Below are 18,449 nucleotides of genomic sequence, written 5' to 3'. Positions count from 1 at the left end.
TGCTCCTCTAGGCTGCGACGATCTGGCAAAGGGTAACCTTGGTCTCCTGCATATTGGTCGCAGGATCATAGCCGTAGGTCGTGATCGTATTGGCGCTTTCGCCAAGCACGATCGGATCGGTCCCCTTCGGGTAATTGCCGCGAAGGTCCTTGCCCGCGAGCCAACCACCGAAGTGGAAGGGCATCCAGGCAACGCCCTTCCCGACCCGTTCGGTCACCAGCGCCTTCATTCTGGCACGCGAGTTGTTTTCAGCACCGCTCACCCAGACCCAGCCGCCATCCTTGATGCCGCGATCGGCGGCATCGGCAGGGCTGATCTCGATGAACATGTCCTGCTGGAGTTCGGCGAGCCACGGATTGGTTCGCGTCTCTTCGCCGCCGCCCTCGTATTCGACGAGGCGGCCCGAGGAGAGGATGAGCGGGAATTGCTTGGCAATCCCCTTCTCCACCGCGGCCTTCTGCACGGAGAACCCGATGTTGGGCATGCGGAACTGCTTGGCATCGGGAAGCGTCGGATATTTGGCGACCAGATCAACGCGCGGCGTGTAGATCGGCTCGCGGTGAACCGGAATCGGATCCGGCAAGCCGAACGCGTTCATGCGCGCCTTGCCGTTGCCATAAGGCACGCAGCCGTGCATCAGCGCGACGCGCTGAATGCCGCCCGAAAGGTCGAGCGACCACGACACCGCGTCCGGAGTGGCCGGATTGATCCTGTTGATCGTGGCCATCTCCGCCTCCGTCAGATCCTTGTCCCAGCCGAGCTTCTTCAGGCTCGCCAGCGTGAATTCCGGATAGCCGTCCTTGATTTCCGAATCCTTCGAATAGGACCCGTCGGCGAGCAGGCTGACCTTCCGTGTCGTGCCGTCGGCCAGCTTCTCCTCGCGTTCGATGCCAAAGCGCGGCCGGAACGTTCCGCCGCCATCCATCACGCCGAGATTTGTGTTGTAGAGAAGCGGCGTGCCCGGATGCCTGACCTGCGGCGAGCCCCAGCACGGCCAAGGCAGGCCGTAATAGTCGCCGCCGACTTCCGGGTCGTCCTTCGGAGCCCGCATCGTCAGCATGTCGAACTTCGCCTGGTTCTTCATATGGGCCTTGAGACGCTCGGGCGATTGCCCGCAATAACCGGTCGACCAGCTGCCGCGATTCATTTCGCGCAGGATGTCCTCGGCCTCGGGCAGATTGTTCTCGACTTTGATGTTCTTGAACATCTTGTCGGCAAAGCCGAACTTCTTTGCCAGCAGATAGGTGATCTCGAGGTCGTCCTTGGATTCGAAGATCGGCTTCACGATCTGCTCGCCCCACTGCAGCGAGCGGTTCGAGGCGACACGGGACCCCTTGCACTCGAATTGGGTGGCGACCGGGAGAAGGTAGAGACCGTCCTTGCGCCCGGCCTCCACCGCGAGCGAGGTCCAGGTGGTCGGATGCGGGTCGGCGATGACAAGCAGGTCGAGCGCCTTCAGACCCTTCAGGGATTCCGGAATGCGGGTGATGCTGTTAGACGCGTGTCCCTGCACGAACACCGCCCGCACATTGTCTTTCTGGGCGACCTGGTCTTTCGGCAGCGTCACCGCCTCGAACCAGCGCGTTAGCGGGATGCCGGGCGCTTCCATGATCTGCTTGGAGTCGAAGCGCGACTTCAGGAAGTCATAGTCGACCTCCCAAACGCGCGACCAGTGCTTCCACGCGCCCTCGGCGAGCCCGTAGTAGAACGGCAGCGTGACGATATCGAGTCCGACGTCGGTTGCTCCCTGAACGTTGTCATGGCCGCGGAAGATGTTGGCGCCCATGCCCGGACCGCCAACATTTCCGGTCATCAGGAGCAGGATGCAACTCGCCCGCACGTTGGCGGTGCCGACCGTCTTCTGAGTCTGCCCCATGGCCCAGATCAGCGTCGACGGCTTTTCCGTTGCGAACATCTTCGCGACACGCTTGAGCTGTTCACCGGGAATGCCGGTAACGCGCTCGACCTCCTCCGGATTCCATTTTTCGACCTCCTTGCGAAGATCGTCGAAACCATAGACGCGCTGCCGGATGAATTCCTTGTCCTCCCAGCCGTTCTGCAGGATGTGCCACATCATACCGTAGAGCACCGGAATGTCGGTGCCTGGCCGCATGCGGACATACTCAGTCGCGTGCGCCGCGGTTCGCGTCAGGCGCGGGTCGATGACGATAAAGTTGGCCTTTTGCAGCTCCTTGCCCTCGAGCAGGTGCTGCAACGACACCGGATGCGCCTCGGCCGGATTGCCGCCCATGATCATCTGGGTCTTGGCATTGCGGATGTCGTTGAAGCTGTTGGTCATCGCGCCGTAACCCCAGGTGTTCGCCACACCGGTGACGGTCGTCGAATGGCAGATGCGCGCCTGATGGTCGGTGTTGTTGGTGCCCCAGAACGCGCCAAGCTTGCGGAATAGGTAGGAACCCTCGTTGGTCATCTTGGCCGATCCGAGCCAATAGACGGAATCGGGACCCGACTTCTCGCGCACGTCCAGGAGCTTGTCGCCGATCTCATTGATCGCGGCCTCCCAGGAGACCCGGGTCCACTGCCCGCCCACCAGCTTCATCGGATAGCGCAGCCGCCGCTCGCTGTGCACGAGTTCGCGCACCGAGGCGCCCTTGGCACAATGCGATCCGCGATTGATCGGGGAATCCCAGGTCGGCTCCTGGCCGATCCATACATCGTTCAGCACTTCAGCGGTCACGGTGCATCCAACCGAGCAATGCGTACAGATGCTCTTGCGCGCCGTCACTCCCGCGGTCAGCGGCCCGGCGGCGGCAGCCTCCGCCTCGCGAACGCCACCGAGGGGCAGCGTGTTGAGCGCAGCGAGCGCACCGCCGGCCAGACCGGACCGACGCAGGAACGTGCGGCGGTCGAGGCCGCCGGTTTGCCCGGACAGGAGGGCCGCGACGGATCCATGTCGGTCGGAATCGGAACGCTGTGTTCTCCTGATCAGCATGGCCGCCTCCCTCACCGTGGATAGCGATTGACGCGATAGTACGCCTTCACGTGGTCGGTTTCCTTGTAGCGGGCCTTGCGCTTCTCAGCTTCGGTCTCGCTGTCGGCTTGCGCCGGCGCGATTAAGGGGGTTGCCAGCGCGGCGCCTGCACCAACCGTGCCGATTCCGACCTTGCGAAGGAAGTCGCGGCGGCCTGCCGTCATTTTCTTCTCATCGCTCATTGCACCTCTCCTGGACCGGGCAGCCGGTCAATTGGCGAACTTGAAGGCCTCTGTTTCAATCTCCAAAAACACGCATCCCAGCGTCCCGACCGCTCGATAGAACTTGGCGCGTTCGGCCTTCGCCATGTCAGCGAACAAACGTCCGATCCAGCGCGAAACATGCTTTTCGAAGAAAGCGCGCTGTGCTGCGACCGACGCCGGGAAACGACCAGCCACAAGGCCCGCCATGATCTCGCATAGCGTCGCCGCATGGTCCTCGGGTTCCGGATTGCTCTCCACCCGCTCGATGCCAAGCGCGGCCAGATCGTCACGAAGCCGCGACAGCGGGCGCTCATTGAGGAAGCCGGTCAGATAGTAGGACGCGTAGGGCAGCAGCTCGCCGCGCCCAACGCCAACGAACAGGTCAAAATATTCGCGCTCGACCTCGGTTGCGACCGCGATCGAAGCGGCCTCCGCAAGAGCGGAGTGGGCGCGACCAAGCGGCGTCACATCGCCGTTCAGTCGCGCGATCTGCTCGAGGAAGTCTTGCGACGGCGCCGACGACAGCAGGGTCGCAAGCAGTGCGTATTCCTGCGCGCGTCCGGCTTCGATCGGATCGAGCATGTCCGATATCGCAAGCTCGCTATAGAGATCGGGACGAAGAATTTTTCGCGAGATGCCCGTTGCGATTTCGACAGCGATCACGCGTTGCGCAGGCACCCGGTTCCAGTTCGACACCGAGGGCTGGGCAATACCGATTTTCCGGGCTAGCTGGGCTACACCGCCCGCAGCATCGATGGCACTTTCAAGGCCCGCATCGCGCACGCCGCCCTCCCATCCTCGGGGCCAAGCGCTTGATTGCGTTTGCTTAACAAAGACTATTCGGGAGCTGGGAAGCGGTCAATCGATGCGCATAGCCTACGGCTATAGCATTTGGTCGCAGCCTATCGGGGTAGCGCGCCACCATGTGCGCGCCGCCGAACGGCAGTCTCGTCGCCCGGGCCTAGCAGTTGCGGTGCAGCAGAGCTTGAGGGCAATTCTACGGTTGCGGACTCATCGGACAGCGGGAGATCCGGGCGCGCCTTTAGCGGATTTGATGCTTGCGCCAAATCGTCGACCGCAGCGACGGCCGGTCGCGTGGCGTCTTCGACAGCCCCTTCGATCGGGTTGGTCGCGTTCTCGGCGGCCTGCACGAGGTCCCCGACAACACGGCGGACGAGTGCGTCAACCTGCTCGGCCGAATAGTCCAGCGGACCGAAGCCAGGCATGGCGGTCGGGTCGTTGAAGTCCCAGGCGTTTTCCGCCAGCCCCGTGAAATCGCGAATGGCAGGATCGGCGCTCCAGGCGCGGCGAAGCGCGGCACGGCTCAATTCCTGAGGAATGCCCTTGCGAAGGAAGGCCGAGACGTCGGTCGCGGCATCAATCGATTCAATCGACGGCAGGCTCGACAAGTCCAACTCGGTCGGACAGGGCTCCGCCACGTCAGGGCCGGCCGCCGCCGGCGGATTCGCCTCGGCGGGTTGTTCGGGCCTTGGTTCGGCGTGGCCGTCCCTCGCGGCCTGCTTGCGTCGCGACCAGCGCGCCAGAAAGTCGTCTTCGCTCATTCGTGCTCACCTTCATGGCGCCGTTGCGCCAGCGCTTCCGGATCGGCGCGGCTCCGCTCGCGCTTGAAGAACTCCTTCTCGACGTGGTGCTCGGCGATGAAATCTTCAATCGCCTGGCGCAGCACCTCAGGCATCGGCACCGCTTCGACGAGATTGGCACCGGCCCCCGTGAACGCTTCCCCTTCGGCGGGATCGGCCGTGACCGCGGAAAGGAGGTAGGACGAGGCTTTCTCGGCAGGGCTCAACACGATCCAGATGCTTGGCGCGCCGGAGGTGAGATTGTCGCGGTAGCGATCGGTTTCCGAGCGGTAGAGATCGACTGTCGCACTGCCGGCGTAAAACAGCGTCACTCCATCCTGCTCGCGGATCACCGTCCACGGCGTCATCTCCGGCTCGTCCGGCAGCACCCCGACGCCGCGCCAGACGACGTCGATCCACGGAGAATCCGCTCTGCGGCGCTCGACGACGACGCCGACGGAGATACGGACCAGCGGCTCGACGACGGGGCTCACGTCACGGCCTCCAGATGCTCGATTGGCAACCCCGTTAGCAAGTTCTGGGGTTTCATCCGGACGACCTGATCGGACGTCATTGCGAGGATCAGATAGGCCGGCATGCGCCCCGCGGCGTCAACGATCAGGCCGGGATCCGCAAAGCTCAGCCGAAACAGCGCCAGCACGCGCCCCGCGGTGCGGTCGTCGAGGGATTCACCCTGCCAAAGCCGGTCACCGATGCGGGTCGCCTCGGAATCCAGGCCCACATACCAGGTTAGTTCCGCGTTGCGCAGTTCGGCCAGCGGCTCGATCGTCACAGCGATCCCGAGCAGATGCAAGATCCAGCGCCGCATCGCGCCGGCCAGCGCGACCTGCCCCCGCCCTCGGCCGGTCAGATCAAGCGCCATATCGAACTGGTCACTGCGTTGCCAATAGCCGTCGGCGTTCTCCTCGCTGAGAACGTCGAGTTGGGTGTCGTTCGTCGCGCCCAGCATGGACATCAGCGACAGCACCGGCGTCGGGCTACGCCCGCCAAGGATTTCATCGTCGCCCACGAGCAGCAAATGCTCGTGCGGCAGGACCCGCTGCGGCCGGAAGAACAACTCGGCCGCGCGCAGCTGAAACGGATCCTCGCAGCGATCAAGCGCATTGCGCAGGATCACATGCACCAACTGGTTCATGAACAGCGGCGGCAGATTGACTGAGCCTGAACGAACCGTCGCGAGATAGGCCGCCTCCAGCGTCGGATGGCGCAGCAGGAGGTCACGAAATGCCAGCACGAACTGCCAGTTTTCCTGCGCGTCGGCATCGCCGATCGCGGCCACCTCCGCGTCTCCGACCGGGAGGCGCGGATCGGCCAGCAATTGCCGGTGCAAGCGACGCTCGACCGCGCACGCGTTATCCGGCGGCATCAGCTCGGGGCGCGCGAAATACGCCTTCAGGTATTCATCGGTGACAACGAGCGCGCCGCTCGCATTGCGGTCGAGCAGATGGTGGCCGCAGGCGATCCAGAAATCCTTCATTTCTCTGGCTCCTTGGTCATCTCGGCAAGATTAAGATCGCCGCCTCGTTCGACGTCATCCTCCACTTCCATGAACGAGAACGCCTTGCCGTGCCTCTGCCCCTCGCGCAGCCGCAAGCTTCGGAAGGACTCGCGAACCTCGCCATCGCGCACCGAGCGGTGGACTGCAATCAGCGTGCTAACCGGATGGGCACAGAGCGATTGCGCAAAGGCAACCTCCTCTTCTGCCGCCCCGCGCGCGGTTGCAAGATCCGGCGCACCGAACCGTTCGACCAGCCGCTTCGCAAGGAGTTCCACCAGCGCGCGGCGATCGTCGGCGGTCGCTGGAACGATCTGCGTCAGCGTCGACCAACCCCAGGATTGCACTCCGAGAAAACCGCCGCGGAACGCGGAACGCTCCTTACCGTCCAGTTGCGTCAAATCTCGATCAAAGAAGCGGAACGCGCCCGGCACCGCCCATTCGCCGGGCTCCGCCGGCACGTCGAATACGAACGTGTCGGACGGATCGAGCGCAACGGTGCGCAAGAGCTTCACAGGCGCGGCCCTCCGAGCTTCGGATCGAGCCACGAGGACGATCGGAGGGATTTCCTCAAATCGCGCCGCTCGGTTCGATCTGCTCCGACCCGGCGCACCAGAAGATCGCCGTTGTCAGCGATCGCGCGAGAGGTCTGCGGTTCGTCCGTCAGCCGGTTCAGGAATTCACGGGCGACTGCGTCAAAACCGTCGACTTGCCAGGTTTCGGTCGCGAGCATCAGATGCCGCGCAAAGCTTTCAGTGATCTGAACCGCGCCGGCCTCGCCAAAGCCCTCCTGGTCGAGCGCCGAAGCGAGTGGGTGGACGGCCGCGTCCGCCTCGGTCATCGCAACCGTCCGGATCATGGCACCGAACACCAACCAACGCGGCGGCTCATCCTCTTTCGCAGACGATGGCCAGCCAAGCCGGCCACCACCGACGAGCCCGCCGTCGACACGGACCGCATCCGGCCAGTCGATGGCGACCTGCTTGTTCGGCGGTGCGTAGGCGCGCAAGGCATCGGTCAATGCCACCATGGCGGCATAGAAGGCGCGGCGCGCGGTGCACAAGGGCTCGCCGGGTTCGAGTACGACGGCGAACTCAGCAAGATCGAAGCGCCCCACATAGGTCAGTGTACCTGCCCCGCTTTCCTCCGCGATGCCGATGGCATGGGCGAAGGCATCGCGCGTCTCGCGCAGCCTCACCAGCGTGAACGGCGGAGGCAGGTCAACGGGCTCCAAGATCGATGAGCACGTGCGGACGGTCGGCGACAGACGGACCTCCAGCTTCCATTTCTTCCCGTGGGATAATAGCTTATCCGAGCAAAGGGGACGGCGCGAGTCCGCCCCTCGTTCTCCGACCGCTTTGGGAGGTGAATAGGCGCATATGCCGGATTCGCCGAAGACGATCCTGATCTGCTCGTGCGAAGACACGATGTGTCTCGACACCGCAACGATCAAGCGAGGATGTCGCAACAGCGAGATCGCCGAATTCCGACAGCTGTGTCGAGCCGAGCTGGATCGGTTTCGCGATGCAGCGAAGGTCGCGGCGCCAATGATCATTTGCTGCACCCAGGAGGCGCCGCTGTTTGCCGATGCGATGGAGGGCCGCTCGGAAAGAACGGAGTTCGTCAACATCCGGGAGACCGCAGGGTGGTCCCTGGCAGGACGACAGGCGGGGCCGAAAATGGCAGGGCTGCTCGCTGCAGCGTCCGAGCCCGCGCCGCCCTACCCGTTTGTCACCTTGTCGAGCGAGGGCGTGATCCTGATCTATGGCCGCGACGACGTCGCGGTTGAAGCGGGCCAACTGCTGGCAGATCACCTCGACGTAACGGTCATGATCACGAGGCCAGCGCAGATTGCACCGCCGGCGACAACGTCGTTCCCGATCGTCAGGGGAACGATTCGCAACGCCAAGGGACATTTGGGCGCCTTCGAGCTTGTGATCGACGACTATGCCGCGCCTCGCCCCTCCTCGCGCGACACGCTGCTGTTCGAGGGGCCGCGCAACGGCCTGACGTCGCGCTGCGACCTCGTCCTGGATCTTTCCGGCGGGACGCCGCTATTTCCCGCGCATGACCTGCGCGAAGGCTATCTCCGCGCCGACCCGGGCGATCCGCCCGCGATGCTGCGCGCGGTACTCAAGGCGCGCGATCTCGTCGGCAGCTTCGACAAGCCGCAATACGTCAACTTCACCGCAGAGCTCTGCGTGCATTCGCGGTCGAAGCTGACCGGTTGTCATCGCTGCCTTGATCTTTGCCCGTCCGGGGCGATCACGCCGGATGGCGATCACGTCAGGATCAATGCGGAGGTCTGCGCCGGATGCGGCCAATGCGCCGCCGCCTGTCCGACCGGCGCGGCAACCTATGCCCTGCCGCCGGCCGACGCGCTGTTGCACAAATTGCGTGCGATGCTTTTGTCCTATCACGCGGCCGGCGGCGCCAATGCCGTCGTGCTGTTTCACGATGGCCAGCACGGCACTGCGCTGATCGATGCGCTCGCCCGTCATGGCGACGGGCTTCCGGCCAGCGTGCTGCCGCTCGCGGTGAACGAGGTGACGCAGGTTGGACTCGAGGCCGTCGTCGCTTCCTTCACCTATGCTGCGGCCGGGATACGCTTCCTGCTTCGCGCAAAGCCGCGGCATGACGTCGCCGGCCTCTTCAAGACGATCGCGATGGCCGATGCGATTATCTCCGGACTTGGGTTGAAAGGATGTAGGGTCGAAGCAATCGAAACCGACGATCCCGACGCACTCGGCAAGGCGCTCTGGTCAATCGAGCCGGCGCCGACCGTCGAGCATCCCGCGAGCTTCCGGTCCGTCGGCAAACAGCGCGAGTTGCTTCGCCTCGCGCTTCACGAGTTGCACCGCCTGGCGCCTTCGCCGGTCGACGTCATCGCGCTGCCTGAAGGCGCACCACTCGGCGCGATCAGCGTCAATGTGGAGGGATGCACCTTATGTCTGTCGTGCGTATCGGTTTGCCCGACCGGTGCACTGCGCGACGATCCCGAACGTCCTGTGCTCAAATTCGTCGAAGATGCCTGCGTGCAATGCGGATTGTGCCAGAGCACCTGCCCGGAAAAGGTGATCACGCTCAGACCGCAGATCGACTTCCGTGCCGCCAGGGCTCCCGCGACGATCATCAAGGAGGAAGAGCCGGCGCTTTGCATCCGCTGCAGCAAGCCGTTTGGCGTGAAGAGCACGATTGAGAAGATCGCAGCGAAACTCGAGGGCCGGCACTGGATGTATCCCGCCGGCGACAAGCGGCTCGATACGGTCCGAATGTGCGCGGATTGCCGCGTGATCACCATGAGCGAGCAGCAGTTCGACCCGTTTGCCGGCGTGCCACAACGCGCGGCGCCTCGCACGACAGACGATTATCTGCGCGAACGGGAAACCAAAAACTAGAACCAATTGGGACCAGCACATTTGGGAAGGCGCACCATGTCTCATCTCACCAAAGCTCATTTTGCGTTCATTGCCGTTGGAGTTGCCCTTGGCGCAGCGATGATCCCGGCGCCCGTCGAAGCCGCGCGCCTGTCGAACGCCGACAAGGTCGCCCTGAAACAGGCGATCGTTGCCTGCAAGGCGGAGGCGAAGGGCAGGAAGGTCAAATGGCTCGCGCGCCGGAAATACGTGAACAATTGCGTCTCCGAGGCCCTGAAGCAACATCCAAACGTCGACATTGTTCGCTTGATCAAGGAGCATCCAAACCTAACGAACCTCCCGGTAGAGAAATGGCCCGGCTTCTAACCACATAAAGCTGCGTAACGGCCCGCTATCGTCGCCTCAACGTCGCACGCCCCAGGAAATCCGTGAGCGCCTTGCGGTCCTCGACCGACCCGATCCGCTGCTCCGGCATTTTTGTACCCGGCGTATAGGTATTCGGACCGAGCTCGAAGAGCCTTGCCACCGTTTCGGGAGCCCAGACGATATCCATTTTCGTCAGCGCGTCGGAGAAGCGATATCCCGGCAACGACGCAATCCTGCGACCATACAAGCCATCGAGCGTGGGGCCGGCGCGCTGCGGCTCCTCCGCGGACAGCGTGTGACACGCAACACACGCCTTAAATACCTCGGCGCCACGATCTCCGGCATAGGCTGCCAGGGGATCGCTTTGCGCAGCCTGTGGCGACGAGCCGACGGGATCGCCCGTCTGCGCGTTCCAGCGCCGGATCTTGCCGTCCGCGCCGCCCGTCAGCAACGTTGCAGTGTCGGGCAGGAATGCCACCGCCCAAACCGGCGCTCCCTGAGTGGCGAGCGATTGCACGATGCTCCGCGCCTTCCGGTCGATGACGGAAATTCTTCCGCCAATTTCCGATGCCGCGATCAACGTGCCGTCCGTGGACATCGCCAACGCGACGATCGGGGTCGACCCGGCTAGAATCTCGCCGGTCTCATGCCCGCTCGGCGTCAGAAACCGTACTTTTCCGTCGCCTCCGCCCGTTATGATCTCGCCGTCGGGCGCGACTGCCACGGCGTTGAGAGGCGACGGAAGCAGGGCGACATCCGGCGTTGCCGCCACCATCGGCCAGATCCTCAACTCGCGGTCGTAACCGACGCTGACCAGCGATCGTCCGTCCGCAGCAAAGGCAACTCCGTTCACGTTCTGCGTATGCCCTTTCAGTATCTGCGACGGGCCGCCGATGAGTGACCAGACGCCAACCGTATGGTCCCACGATGCCGTAGCGAGCTTGGTTCCGTCCGGCGAGACGGCGAGCGAAACGATTGGCGCGTGATGACCCTCGAAGACCTGATCCGGCTGCTCCCGTCCGGGTGTCCAGATCGCGATCAGCGCGTCGGCTCCGGCTGTCGCCATTCGTCCATCTTTCAGGAACGCGACCGCATTCACGGCATCGGAGTGAAAGCGAAGGGCTTGCTCCGCGGATTCGGTCTTGAGTGACCATCGAATTGCTGATGTATCGAAGCCGCCTGACAGAGCACTGTTGCCATCGCTCGAGATCGCGATCGCCCGAACGGGCCCGCCATGACCCGCGAGTTGACCTTGCGCCGGCGTTGAATCAAATGCCCATAGGGCGGCAACGACGCACAGATTTGAGAGCCAATTCATCGGCGGCTTCACGGGTCGGCTCCGGCACGTCGCCGTTGCCTTGCAGGATAGCATGCACGCGCTTGACCCGGGTCAACGACGAGGGCCGTGGTTGGGTTTCCATGCTGCGCCGCAGGATTGGAACGGCCTCCGCTACTCAATGCCGCAATGGCGTCTGATCGGCTTGAACCGAGGGTCGTCGGCTCCTATGCTGACCCCGAAGCGTCAAGGATGACGGCATGCAAATACGATCCAAAACGTATCTGCATTTCATTTCGCTGTGGCGATCACTTCGCAATTCGATTTCGCCACACGATGGCGACGTGCCCCGTGAGACGTCACCATCGCTCATTTTCGTCGCAGTCGTGCTGACGCCTCTCTTGGCCATCTTGGAGGTTGATCTTCATCGAGGTGAGTTGGAATCGCTTGGCCTGCTCCGAAACCACGATTCTCCTCCAGCCGCCTTCCTAGGCCCGTAGCGTTCGTCGCCCGGCCAGGTTTCCACCTGGCGCGCGCCTCAGCGTTGATCCTGGCTGCGGGTCGCTTCGGCCGACAGGTGGTCGTCTAGCGCGTCGTCTCTCTCGGAAAGACCAGGGACCGGTCGTCAAAGTCCTCGGCCGGCAACTTGGCTGCGCTGCGAGCGCCTTGCAGTTCTTGCATCGAACCGCTTGCCAAATCGGCCCGACCGACCGCCGAGACCGAGTGTGATCGCGGGATACCGAGCACTGCGGTAAGAAGCGCAAAAGCGGTGATGACGGCTACCATCAGACCCTTCATGCGAAATCTCCGTTCGGTTGGAGCTGTCCCCGAAGAAGTTTTGCAGAGATCTGATTAGTGCTGACCGCAGCGTCGCGATGTGAACCGCCTCACATGCCCTTGAAATTTTCCCGGAAGCGCCTTTCGGGTTCCGCACGGTTAAAGTCGACGGCAAATGGCCTCGGACGCCAGGACGCGGTCGACAAGAACGATGCTCAAATTGCCGGCGCCTTACACGGCCCGGTTCATGCGCGACTTCAGAGCCGGCACCGTTGGGAGTGCCGGCTCTGACATGCACATGCCCGTTGATTACGCCGGAAACGGTCCGGATGGGCCACCCGTCGGAAAGGTAGGTTTGGTGCTCGTCGGAAGCCATGGACCACGGCCGATCGTCGGAGAAACATAGATGATCCCTCCATGACCGTCGGAAACCGGAATTCCGAAGCAACCGCCGGTCACGGATTCACATTCCTCATCGGACAGCGGACGGACCGTCTGATGCTGATACTGGTATGCACTCATCGCAATCTCCATCATCTCGATCGGCATCTCAGATTCCTTGTCAACCGTTCGAGACAGGAAAGCTGTTCGGTTCCACTCAACCATACGCCCGGCTCGTGGGCTGGCAACTCGTTCCTTCTCAGCGTTCTTCACCGATGTGTTGAACGGCACCTCCTCCCCCGGGTCTGGGGCAGTTCAAATTAATACGGAGGACAAGTCATGAGGACCGCGTTGCTCACAGCGACCGCGCTGGTCGCCTTGTCGTCTCTGGTCGTCGCGCAAAATCAGATCGACGCCACAGAGGCAACCCCCAAAGCGAAGCCAATCAATCCCAACACCGTTGATCCCCGCAAAGGCCAAGGACGGCCTGCACTATGATGTGCTTTGCCGAGTATCGTCAGCGGGTATATGCATCACGGAACCGCCAACATATCCGCCATATAGGCCAAGAACCTGACTCAACTATCCGCACCTAGATGGCAGAGGCCGCCTCAGCTGGCGCTCTTTCTTTTACAATATCGCTTATTGGCCCATCGCGTCAGTTGGCGCACTGCAGCGACATTTCCGGAGTCGATGGTAGACCGGAAGTCACCGACCAAAGGGAACCGACGAGATTGACCGTGCGCCCCGAGGGCGCGAACTCCCAGTCTCACCCGGATAATTGTCGATTGGTCCGGAAGCTGGCAGGCGGCTCGGCCGGGTAACTGGCTGGGTCGGAGCCCTGCGACAAAGGGGCCTTGGTCTGCTGAGCGATCCGAATGGGCCGTAACAAAGTGAAGCCCGGGCAGGCCTCGAAAGTTCTAATGCGGATGCCGACCCTCCGGTCATTTGGGGAAGGCCGCACATGTGGGGAAGCAATCGACACGCTCAAATAAGAATCTCCAGCTGAGTGGCACTGGCTACGACTTCTGCCATTCCAACCTGCCCCGCACGCTTGCCACTGGATTCAAGGCGGTTGAGCATCATATCCATGACGTGCTCAACGTCTTCACGTGCACGTTGCCTTGTCCGTTGCTCCGCCAGTTCTTGCCCCGGGAGCTCGCTCATTTTGGCGACTGCAATTCGACGTTGTAATGCGCGTAGATCCGCGCGAGGGTGCCGTTGGCGAGCAATGCTTCAAGGGCTGCGTCGAGTCCCTGCCTGAGCTGCTCGTCTGGGCTGATCATCCCAACAGCGACATTCCAGTTCAGGTCGGGATCGTCCTCGAAAGCAGGAATACGGCGCACGTGCGCATCGGGATGAACTTGGTTGAACCAACCAACTGCAGCGGGCGTAACCGCCGCGGCGTCGATCTCGTTCTTAGCAAGCGCGTCCATGATTTCATCCTCGAAGACAAACGGTGAGGTTTGGACGCCTCGCTTACTGAGTGTCATGGAGGCGATCGAGCCGACCTGTACCCCGACACGCTGGCCCGGCCTCAAATCTGCGAGTGAGGCTGCGCTGGAGTTTGCACCGACCGCCAACGCGACACCACTGCGCTGATAGGGTCGCGACATGCGCAACCCCACCTCCGCCAACGCCGCCCGATCCGCGATCGCATCAAGGACGATGTCGCACTCGGCGCGGCGGTACTGAAAGCTAGTGACGACCCACCGTTGTTCCAGCGAGACCCCGAGCTGGTTTGCCAACGCCTTGGCGATTTCGACCTGAAATCCAGGATTGGCATCGCGCCTGCTGGCAAACGGTAGTGCGTTTGGGTGCGCGCAAAGCGTCAGGGCGCCGCGCTCAAGAATTGCCTCCAGCGAGCGCGCTGAAGCAGCAGTCGCGCCGAACAGCATCAGCAAGATCACCAGAGTGATACGTCGCATCTCGGGCTTCACTCCTCGATGCTCCGGATATAGGCCAATATTGCCATGATCTGGCTCTCTGAAAAAGCGCCTCCAAACGCAGGCATCGCGCCGGGCTTACCCTTCTTGATCCGCTCCACGATAAACTCGTCGCTGCGTGTCGTGCCCGCGAGCTTCGGCCCTTTGCCGGCGGCGCGGCCGCCGTTTTCGTGACAGAAGCCACACGAGGTGGCGAACATCGTCCCGCCCTCGATGTCGCTCTCCTTCGCCGATTGATCCTGATGGGGAGCCTGGCTCTGCTGTGCGTGGAGGTCGCGCGACGATGACAGCGCAATGCCAGCGATGAGAGTAATCGACTTCAACATGGGCATCTGGACTGCAGAGGCAGGGCGCGACCACACCCTGCCTCTTCCCACCATTAATTATTGCTGCAACGTAAAGACAACGAGCGCACCGGCATCCTTCGGCATGCTCGTATAAGGTTCGCCGAAGAGAGCTGGGAATTCGTCCGCCACCATGCCGCCCCATCCAGCCGGTACCGCGATGTATTGTTTGCCGCCGGCGCTGTAGCTGATGATGCCGCCATTGTGGCCGACGCCATTGTAATGCGACCACAGCTCCTGGCCGGTCTCCGCATTGTAGGCGCGCAACACACCGCGCGAGTCCGGTACGAACACTAGATTGCCGGCTGTTGCAAGCACACTCGCAAGCGGCGGCTCGTCGAAATTGACCTCCCATTTCTTGGCGCCGGTCACGGGATCACGAGCATCAAGATGTCCACGCGCCGGTCCGTCCGGCGGCGGAACGAGCTTGAAATTCGCACCGATATTGAGCTGCGCCATCGGCTCGGTGATTGGCGTGGTCTTCACTACGTCCACATCCATGCACCATTCCTGCGCGATCTTGTACCACAGGCCGGTCTTCGGGCTGTAGGCGCCTGCGTTCCAGCTCACGCCGCCGGCGATTGCCGGACAGAGTGGCTCGCTTGCTTTGCCAAGTGAAAGATCGCGCCGACCGATCAGCTCGCCTGTCTTGGGGTCGATGTCCTTGACGAAGTTGATGTTCTTCGCGATCCGCCAGACGTTCTGCACCTTCGCATCGGCGCGATCGTAGACGAAGACGAATCCGCCCTTGTTCGGATGCACGACGAGCTTGCGGCCGTCGCGGTCGATCATCAGGAACTCCCCGACCGCCGAGTCGAAGTCCCATGCGTCGTGTGGCAGCTCCTGGTGGTAGAACTTCAGTTTGCCGGTATCGGGATCAAGCGCGATGACTGATGTCGTGTAGAGGTTGGTGCCTGGCCGTGGCCCGCTTTTCTGCCAGTCCGCGCCCGACCAGTCGTAAAGCGGTGCCGGGTTCGCTGTTCCCCACCAGATGGTGTTGGTTTCAGGATCGTAGGTGCCCGGCATCCATGCGCCTCCGCCGCCGGTACGCCAGGATTCGTTGCCCCAGCTCGCCTTGGCTTCCTCGGTGCCGGCGACCGTGAGGAATTCCCATTTCTTCTTGCCCGTCTTGATATCGACGCCGAAAAGCGGACCGCGCGAAGTCCACTCGCCGCCCTGGCTGCCGATGATGACGGTGTCTCTCACCACCAGCGGCGCGCCCGTGAAGCCGACGGTGAGCTTCTTGGAATCGACGAGGTGCGTGTTCCACACCTCCTTGCCGGTTTTCATGTCGAGCCCAATCAGATGCCCGTCGACGGTACCGACGAAAACCTTGCCATCGCCAAGCGCGACGCCGCGATTGTATGGCGAGTGCGTCTGCATCGACACGAGCTCCTCGTCGAGCTGCGGGAAGTACGACCAGATCATCTTGCCGGTCGCACCGTCGAGTGCGTAGACGCGACTGTAGGAGCCCGAATAATACAGCACGCCGTCAGCGACGAGCGGCATCGTCTGCAGGCCGCGCGTTGAGCGGCCGGGCATATGGATCCACGCGACTTCAAGGTTCTTCACGTTGTTCGCGTTGATCTGATCAAGTCCGCTGTAGTGATACGATTTGTAGCCGCCGTGATAGGTCAGCCAATCGCTTGGGTTCTGCTCGGCCGCCTCGATGCGAGCGGGATTGATCTCTGACGGCGCGATGGCCCAAGCCAGTGGTGCAACAGCCATCGCGGCCAGTGCGGCAACACAGGTAAGGTGCCTTGTACTGACGGTCATTGTTTTCCCTCCCTTATTGTATCGCGGGAACTACATCCAACATGGAGTCTGCTGCGGCAAGCTGCCTCATCCGTACAGCTCGACTCCTGACCTCGGCGAGGGGTTTAGACACCAGACGGTGATCGCTGCGGCCGAGTGGATTGCGTTCAGCAGCGCCGTAGCATCACGATGAATTCAATGCTCAAAGTAGTACAAGCGCAAGCGACGTGTTTTGGCAGCCACACTGTCCCAATACCCATGTGAGCCGACACATCGCCATCGCCGGGGTACCGGAACGATGCGCGGCCACCCCGACGAGGTGACTCGGATGCGCAGCTCAATAAGGCGCTGAAGTTCGGATCGCGAAGCGGTTCGTGGTCAACGGCGAGGCCGTGGTGTGCGCAGACTGCGATGAAGCGCTGAAGATCAACGCATTGGTGATGTCGCCGGGCCTTCTGTGGCCGAACCGCCCGCTTTATGCCGGATTGTGGTATAGTTTCCTTCCAACAAAAAATGGGAGGAAACCGTGGCAAGTGCAATGACCTCTCCTCACAAGCAAATCCTCAACCGCCGCAACATCGTCAAAGGCGCTGCGGCGCTGGCCGCGACGGCGGTGAGCCTCAAAGCGGCCTCTGCGGCGACCGTGACGCCGTTGGGCCAAACGGGCGCTCCAACAACGGCGAGCGAGCCGTTACCGTTGGGGCCGCTGCCCGGCGGCCGCTATCCGGACTCCCATCTGGAATCTGCCAAGAAGGGGCCACCATCGTTCGGGCCCCCCGATTTCCCAGCCTTCGCCGGCACTATGGCGGTTGAGCGCGTCGCAACCGGGTTCCGCTGGGCCGAGGGCCCGGTCTACTTCGCGGCCGGGCGTTACGTGTTGTTCAGCGACATTCCCAACAACCGCATCATGCGCTTCTGCGAGGACGATGGTCACGTCAGCGTCTATCGCCAGCCTTCGATGAACTCGAATGGCAACACCATTGATCGGGAAGGACGCCTGATCACCTGCGAGCATAGCGGCCGACGGGTCACACGAACCGAACTGGACGGATCGACCACGATTATCGCCGAAAAGTATAACGGCAAGAGGCTGAACTCGCCGAACGACGCGGTTGTCACGTCCGATGGCGCGATCTGGTTCACCGATCCCGTCTACGGCATCGGTGGCTACTATGAGGGCATCAAGGCCGAGCCCGAGCAAGAAAAGCACAACGTCTATCGTGTTGATCCCAAATCGGGGGACGTCAAGGTCATCGTCGATGACTTCGTGGAGCCCAACGGCATTGCACTCTCGCCCGACGAGAAGAAACTGTATGTGATCGATACCGGCTTCACGGACGGGCCGAACAACCCATCGCATATTCGCGCGTTTGACCTTGATGTCGCTGCCGGGAAGGCGTCGAACAGCAAGGTCTTTGCCGACATGCCCAAGCCCAGCATTACCGACGGGGTACGCACTGACACCGATGGGCGTGTTTGGTGCTCAGTGGGTTGGGGCGATCCGAACGAGGACGGCGTGCGTTGCTATACTCCCGCCGGCGAACTGCTCGGCAAGATCCATATACCCGAAACTGTCGCCAATCTGTGCTTCGGCGGTCAGCAACGAAACCGGCTTTACATCTGCGGCTCGACGTCGCTCTATGCCGTCTACACCAGTGTGCAGGGTTCTATGAAGCCGTAGGGCCCGTGATAACCCGATCATTCTTAGAAAGAGAGCCGCGCCCTGAGCGGCTCTTAGGTCTTGCGTAGGTCTTGCGCCGTCCGGATCCCAGGCATGTTCGAGAGGCATTAACTGCAATGACCGCGAATTAGCCCGTCTTATTCGTCAGAGGCGCCTGAGAGGCTGGCGAGCGTGGTGTAAAGCGCTGATGCGGCGTAGGATTCGGTTGCAAAGCCAACCCCATCACCTTCAGCCGCGAACACCACGCCCGCCATG

17 protein-coding genes are annotated in these 18,449 nt (G+C 62.3%); 3 read left to right on the top strand and 14 right to left on the bottom strand.

The annotated features are described in order from the left end of the window. Window positions 1-7: 7 nt before the first annotated feature. The 8 genes from AC066Y_RS10130 to AC066Y_RS10095 form a co-directional block, all read right to left on the bottom strand. Entirely contained in the window at window positions 8-2,953 is a 2,946-nt protein-coding gene (locus AC066Y_RS10130; protein WP_478273756.1) for a formate dehydrogenase subunit alpha, read from the bottom strand. Between the two features lie 11 nt (window positions 2,954-2,964). After that, window positions 2,965-3,174, bottom strand: coding sequence for a twin-arginine translocation signal domain-containing protein (locus AC066Y_RS10125; protein WP_207830496.1), 210 nt, complete (start codon window positions 3,172-3,174; stop codon window positions 2,965-2,967). A 27-nt stretch (window positions 3,175-3,201) separates the two neighbouring features. Next, window positions 3,202-3,978, bottom strand: coding sequence for a Cro/CI family transcriptional regulator (locus tag AC066Y_RS10120; RefSeq protein WP_478273755.1), 777 nt, complete (start codon window positions 3,976-3,978; stop codon window positions 3,202-3,204). 119 nt (window positions 3,979-4,097) lie between these two features. Continuing rightward, window positions 4,098-4,757: a DUF3306 domain-containing protein gene (locus AC066Y_RS10115; protein WP_478273754.1), complete on the bottom strand. Its 660-nt coding sequence runs from the start codon at window positions 4,755-4,757 to the stop codon at window positions 4,098-4,100. Continuing rightward, a complete protein-coding gene (locus AC066Y_RS10110; RefSeq protein ID WP_478273753.1) occupies window positions 4,754-5,269 on the bottom strand; it encodes a DUF3305 domain-containing protein in 516 nt (171 codons plus the stop codon). Before AC066Y_RS10110 ends, AC066Y_RS10115 begins: the two co-directional genes overlap by 4 nt. Beyond that, the gene (locus AC066Y_RS10105) at window positions 5,266-6,273 is read right to left on the bottom strand and encodes a DUF6352 family protein (RefSeq protein ID WP_478273752.1); all 1,008 of its coding nucleotides are present in this window, start codon (window positions 6,271-6,273) and stop codon (window positions 5,266-5,268) included. The genes AC066Y_RS10110 and AC066Y_RS10105 overlap by 4 nt, the downstream gene beginning before the upstream one ends. Continuing rightward, window positions 6,270-6,806, bottom strand: a complete 537-nt coding sequence (locus AC066Y_RS10100) for a DUF6505 family protein (RefSeq protein WP_478273751.1) — start codon at window positions 6,804-6,806, stop codon at window positions 6,270-6,272. Before AC066Y_RS10100 ends, AC066Y_RS10105 begins: the two co-directional genes overlap by 4 nt. Further along, a complete protein-coding gene (locus AC066Y_RS10095) occupies window positions 6,803-7,921 on the bottom strand; it encodes a biotin/lipoate--protein ligase family protein (protein WP_478273750.1) in 1,119 nt (372 codons plus the stop codon). Before AC066Y_RS10095 ends, AC066Y_RS10100 begins: the two co-directional genes overlap by 4 nt. 49 nt (window positions 7,922-7,970) lie before the next feature. Here AC066Y_RS10095 and AC066Y_RS10090 point away from each other — a divergent pair, with 49 nt between their 5' ends. Both AC066Y_RS10090 and AC066Y_RS10085 read left to right on the top strand, forming a co-directional pair. Next, a complete protein-coding gene (locus AC066Y_RS10090) occupies window positions 7,971-9,689 on the top strand; it encodes a 4Fe-4S binding protein (protein ID WP_478273749.1) in 1,719 nt (572 codons plus the stop codon). 21 nt (window positions 9,690-9,710) lie between these two features. Continuing rightward, the gene (locus tag AC066Y_RS10085) at window positions 9,711-10,034 is read left to right on the top strand and encodes a hypothetical protein (RefSeq protein ID WP_478273748.1); all 324 of its coding nucleotides are present in this window, start codon (window positions 9,711-9,713) and stop codon (window positions 10,032-10,034) included. 25 nt (window positions 10,035-10,059) lie between these two features. Here the strand turns inward: AC066Y_RS10085 and AC066Y_RS10080 are convergent, their stop codons facing one another. The 6 genes from AC066Y_RS10080 to AC066Y_RS10055 all read right to left on the bottom strand — a co-directional run bounded on the left by AC066Y_RS10080 (window position 10,060) and on the right by AC066Y_RS10055 (window position 16,486). Then, on the bottom strand, window positions 10,060-11,352 hold the full coding sequence (locus AC066Y_RS10080; protein ID WP_478273980.1) for a c-type cytochrome: 1,293 nt from the start codon (window positions 11,350-11,352) through the stop codon (window positions 10,060-10,062). A 543-nt stretch (window positions 11,353-11,895) separates the two neighbouring features. After that, window positions 11,896-12,108 (bottom strand): hypothetical protein, encoded by a 213-nt coding sequence (locus tag AC066Y_RS10075; protein WP_478273747.1) that lies wholly within the window; start codon window positions 12,106-12,108, stop codon window positions 11,896-11,898. Between the two features lie 288 nt (window positions 12,109-12,396). After that, a complete protein-coding gene (locus AC066Y_RS10070; protein ID WP_478273746.1) occupies window positions 12,397-12,636 on the bottom strand; it encodes a hypothetical protein in 240 nt (79 codons plus the stop codon). 995 nt (window positions 12,637-13,631) lie between these two features. Then, window positions 13,632-14,408 (bottom strand): substrate-binding periplasmic protein, encoded by a 777-nt coding sequence (locus tag AC066Y_RS10065; RefSeq protein ID WP_478273745.1) that lies wholly within the window; start codon window positions 14,406-14,408, stop codon window positions 13,632-13,634. Next, the gene (locus AC066Y_RS10060; protein WP_478273744.1) at window positions 14,405-14,776 is read right to left on the bottom strand and encodes a c-type cytochrome; all 372 of its coding nucleotides are present in this window, start codon (window positions 14,774-14,776) and stop codon (window positions 14,405-14,407) included. Before AC066Y_RS10060 ends, AC066Y_RS10065 begins: the two co-directional genes overlap by 4 nt. Before the next feature lie 21 nt (window positions 14,777-14,797). After that, on the bottom strand, window positions 14,798-16,486 hold the full coding sequence (locus tag AC066Y_RS10055) for an outer membrane protein assembly factor BamB family protein (protein ID WP_478273979.1): 1,689 nt from the start codon (window positions 16,484-16,486) through the stop codon (window positions 14,798-14,800). 829 nt (window positions 16,487-17,315) lie between these two features. Here AC066Y_RS10055 and AC066Y_RS10050 point away from each other — a divergent pair. Next, window positions 17,316-18,194, top strand: coding sequence for an SMP-30/gluconolactonase/LRE family protein (locus tag AC066Y_RS10050; protein ID WP_478273978.1), 879 nt, complete (start codon window positions 17,316-17,318; stop codon window positions 18,192-18,194). The last annotated feature ends 255 nt before the right edge of the window (window positions 18,195-18,449 follow it).

The organism is Bradyrhizobium sp. USDA3010, assembly GCF_056429065.1.
This window is presented reverse-complemented; position numbering and strand designations above follow the sequence as displayed.

Excerpts from the sequence above, each read along its gene's own strand:
- AC066Y_RS10130 (WP_478273756.1), bottom strand. The coding sequence starts at position 2,953 with ATGCTGATCAGGAGAACACAGCGTTCCGATTCCGACCGACATGGATCC.
- AC066Y_RS10125 (WP_207830496.1), bottom strand. The coding sequence starts at position 3,174 with ATGAGCGATGAGAAGAAAATGACGGCAGGCCGCCGCGACTTCCTTCGC.
- AC066Y_RS10115 (WP_478273754.1), bottom strand. The coding sequence starts at position 4,757 with ATGAGCGAAGACGACTTTCTGGCGCGCTGGTCGCGACGCAAGCAGGCC.
- AC066Y_RS10105 (WP_478273752.1), bottom strand. The coding sequence starts at position 6,273 with ATGAAGGATTTCTGGATCGCCTGCGGCCACCATCTGCTCGACCGCAAT.
- AC066Y_RS10095 (WP_478273750.1), bottom strand. The coding sequence starts at position 7,921 with ATGTTGACGAACTCCGTTCTTTCCGAGCGGCCCTCCATCGCATCGGCA.
- AC066Y_RS10090 (WP_478273749.1), top strand. The coding sequence starts at position 7,971 with ATGGCAGGGCTGCTCGCTGCAGCGTCCGAGCCCGCGCCGCCCTACCCG.
- AC066Y_RS10080 (WP_478273980.1), bottom strand. The coding sequence starts at position 11,352 with ATGAATTGGCTCTCAAATCTGTGCGTCGTTGCCGCCCTATGGGCATTT.
- AC066Y_RS10075 (WP_478273747.1), bottom strand. The coding sequence starts at position 12,108 with ATGAAGGGTCTGATGGTAGCCGTCATCACCGCTTTTGCGCTTCTTACC.
- AC066Y_RS10070 (WP_478273746.1), bottom strand. The coding sequence starts at position 12,636 with ATGCCGATCGAGATGATGGAGATTGCGATGAGTGCATACCAGTATCAG.
- AC066Y_RS10055 (WP_478273979.1), bottom strand. The coding sequence starts at position 16,486 with ATGGCTGTTGCACCACTGGCTTGGGCCATCGCGCCGTCAGAGATCAAT.
- AC066Y_RS10050 (WP_478273978.1), top strand. The coding sequence starts at position 17,316 with ATGGCGGTTGAGCGCGTCGCAACCGGGTTCCGCTGGGCCGAGGGCCCG.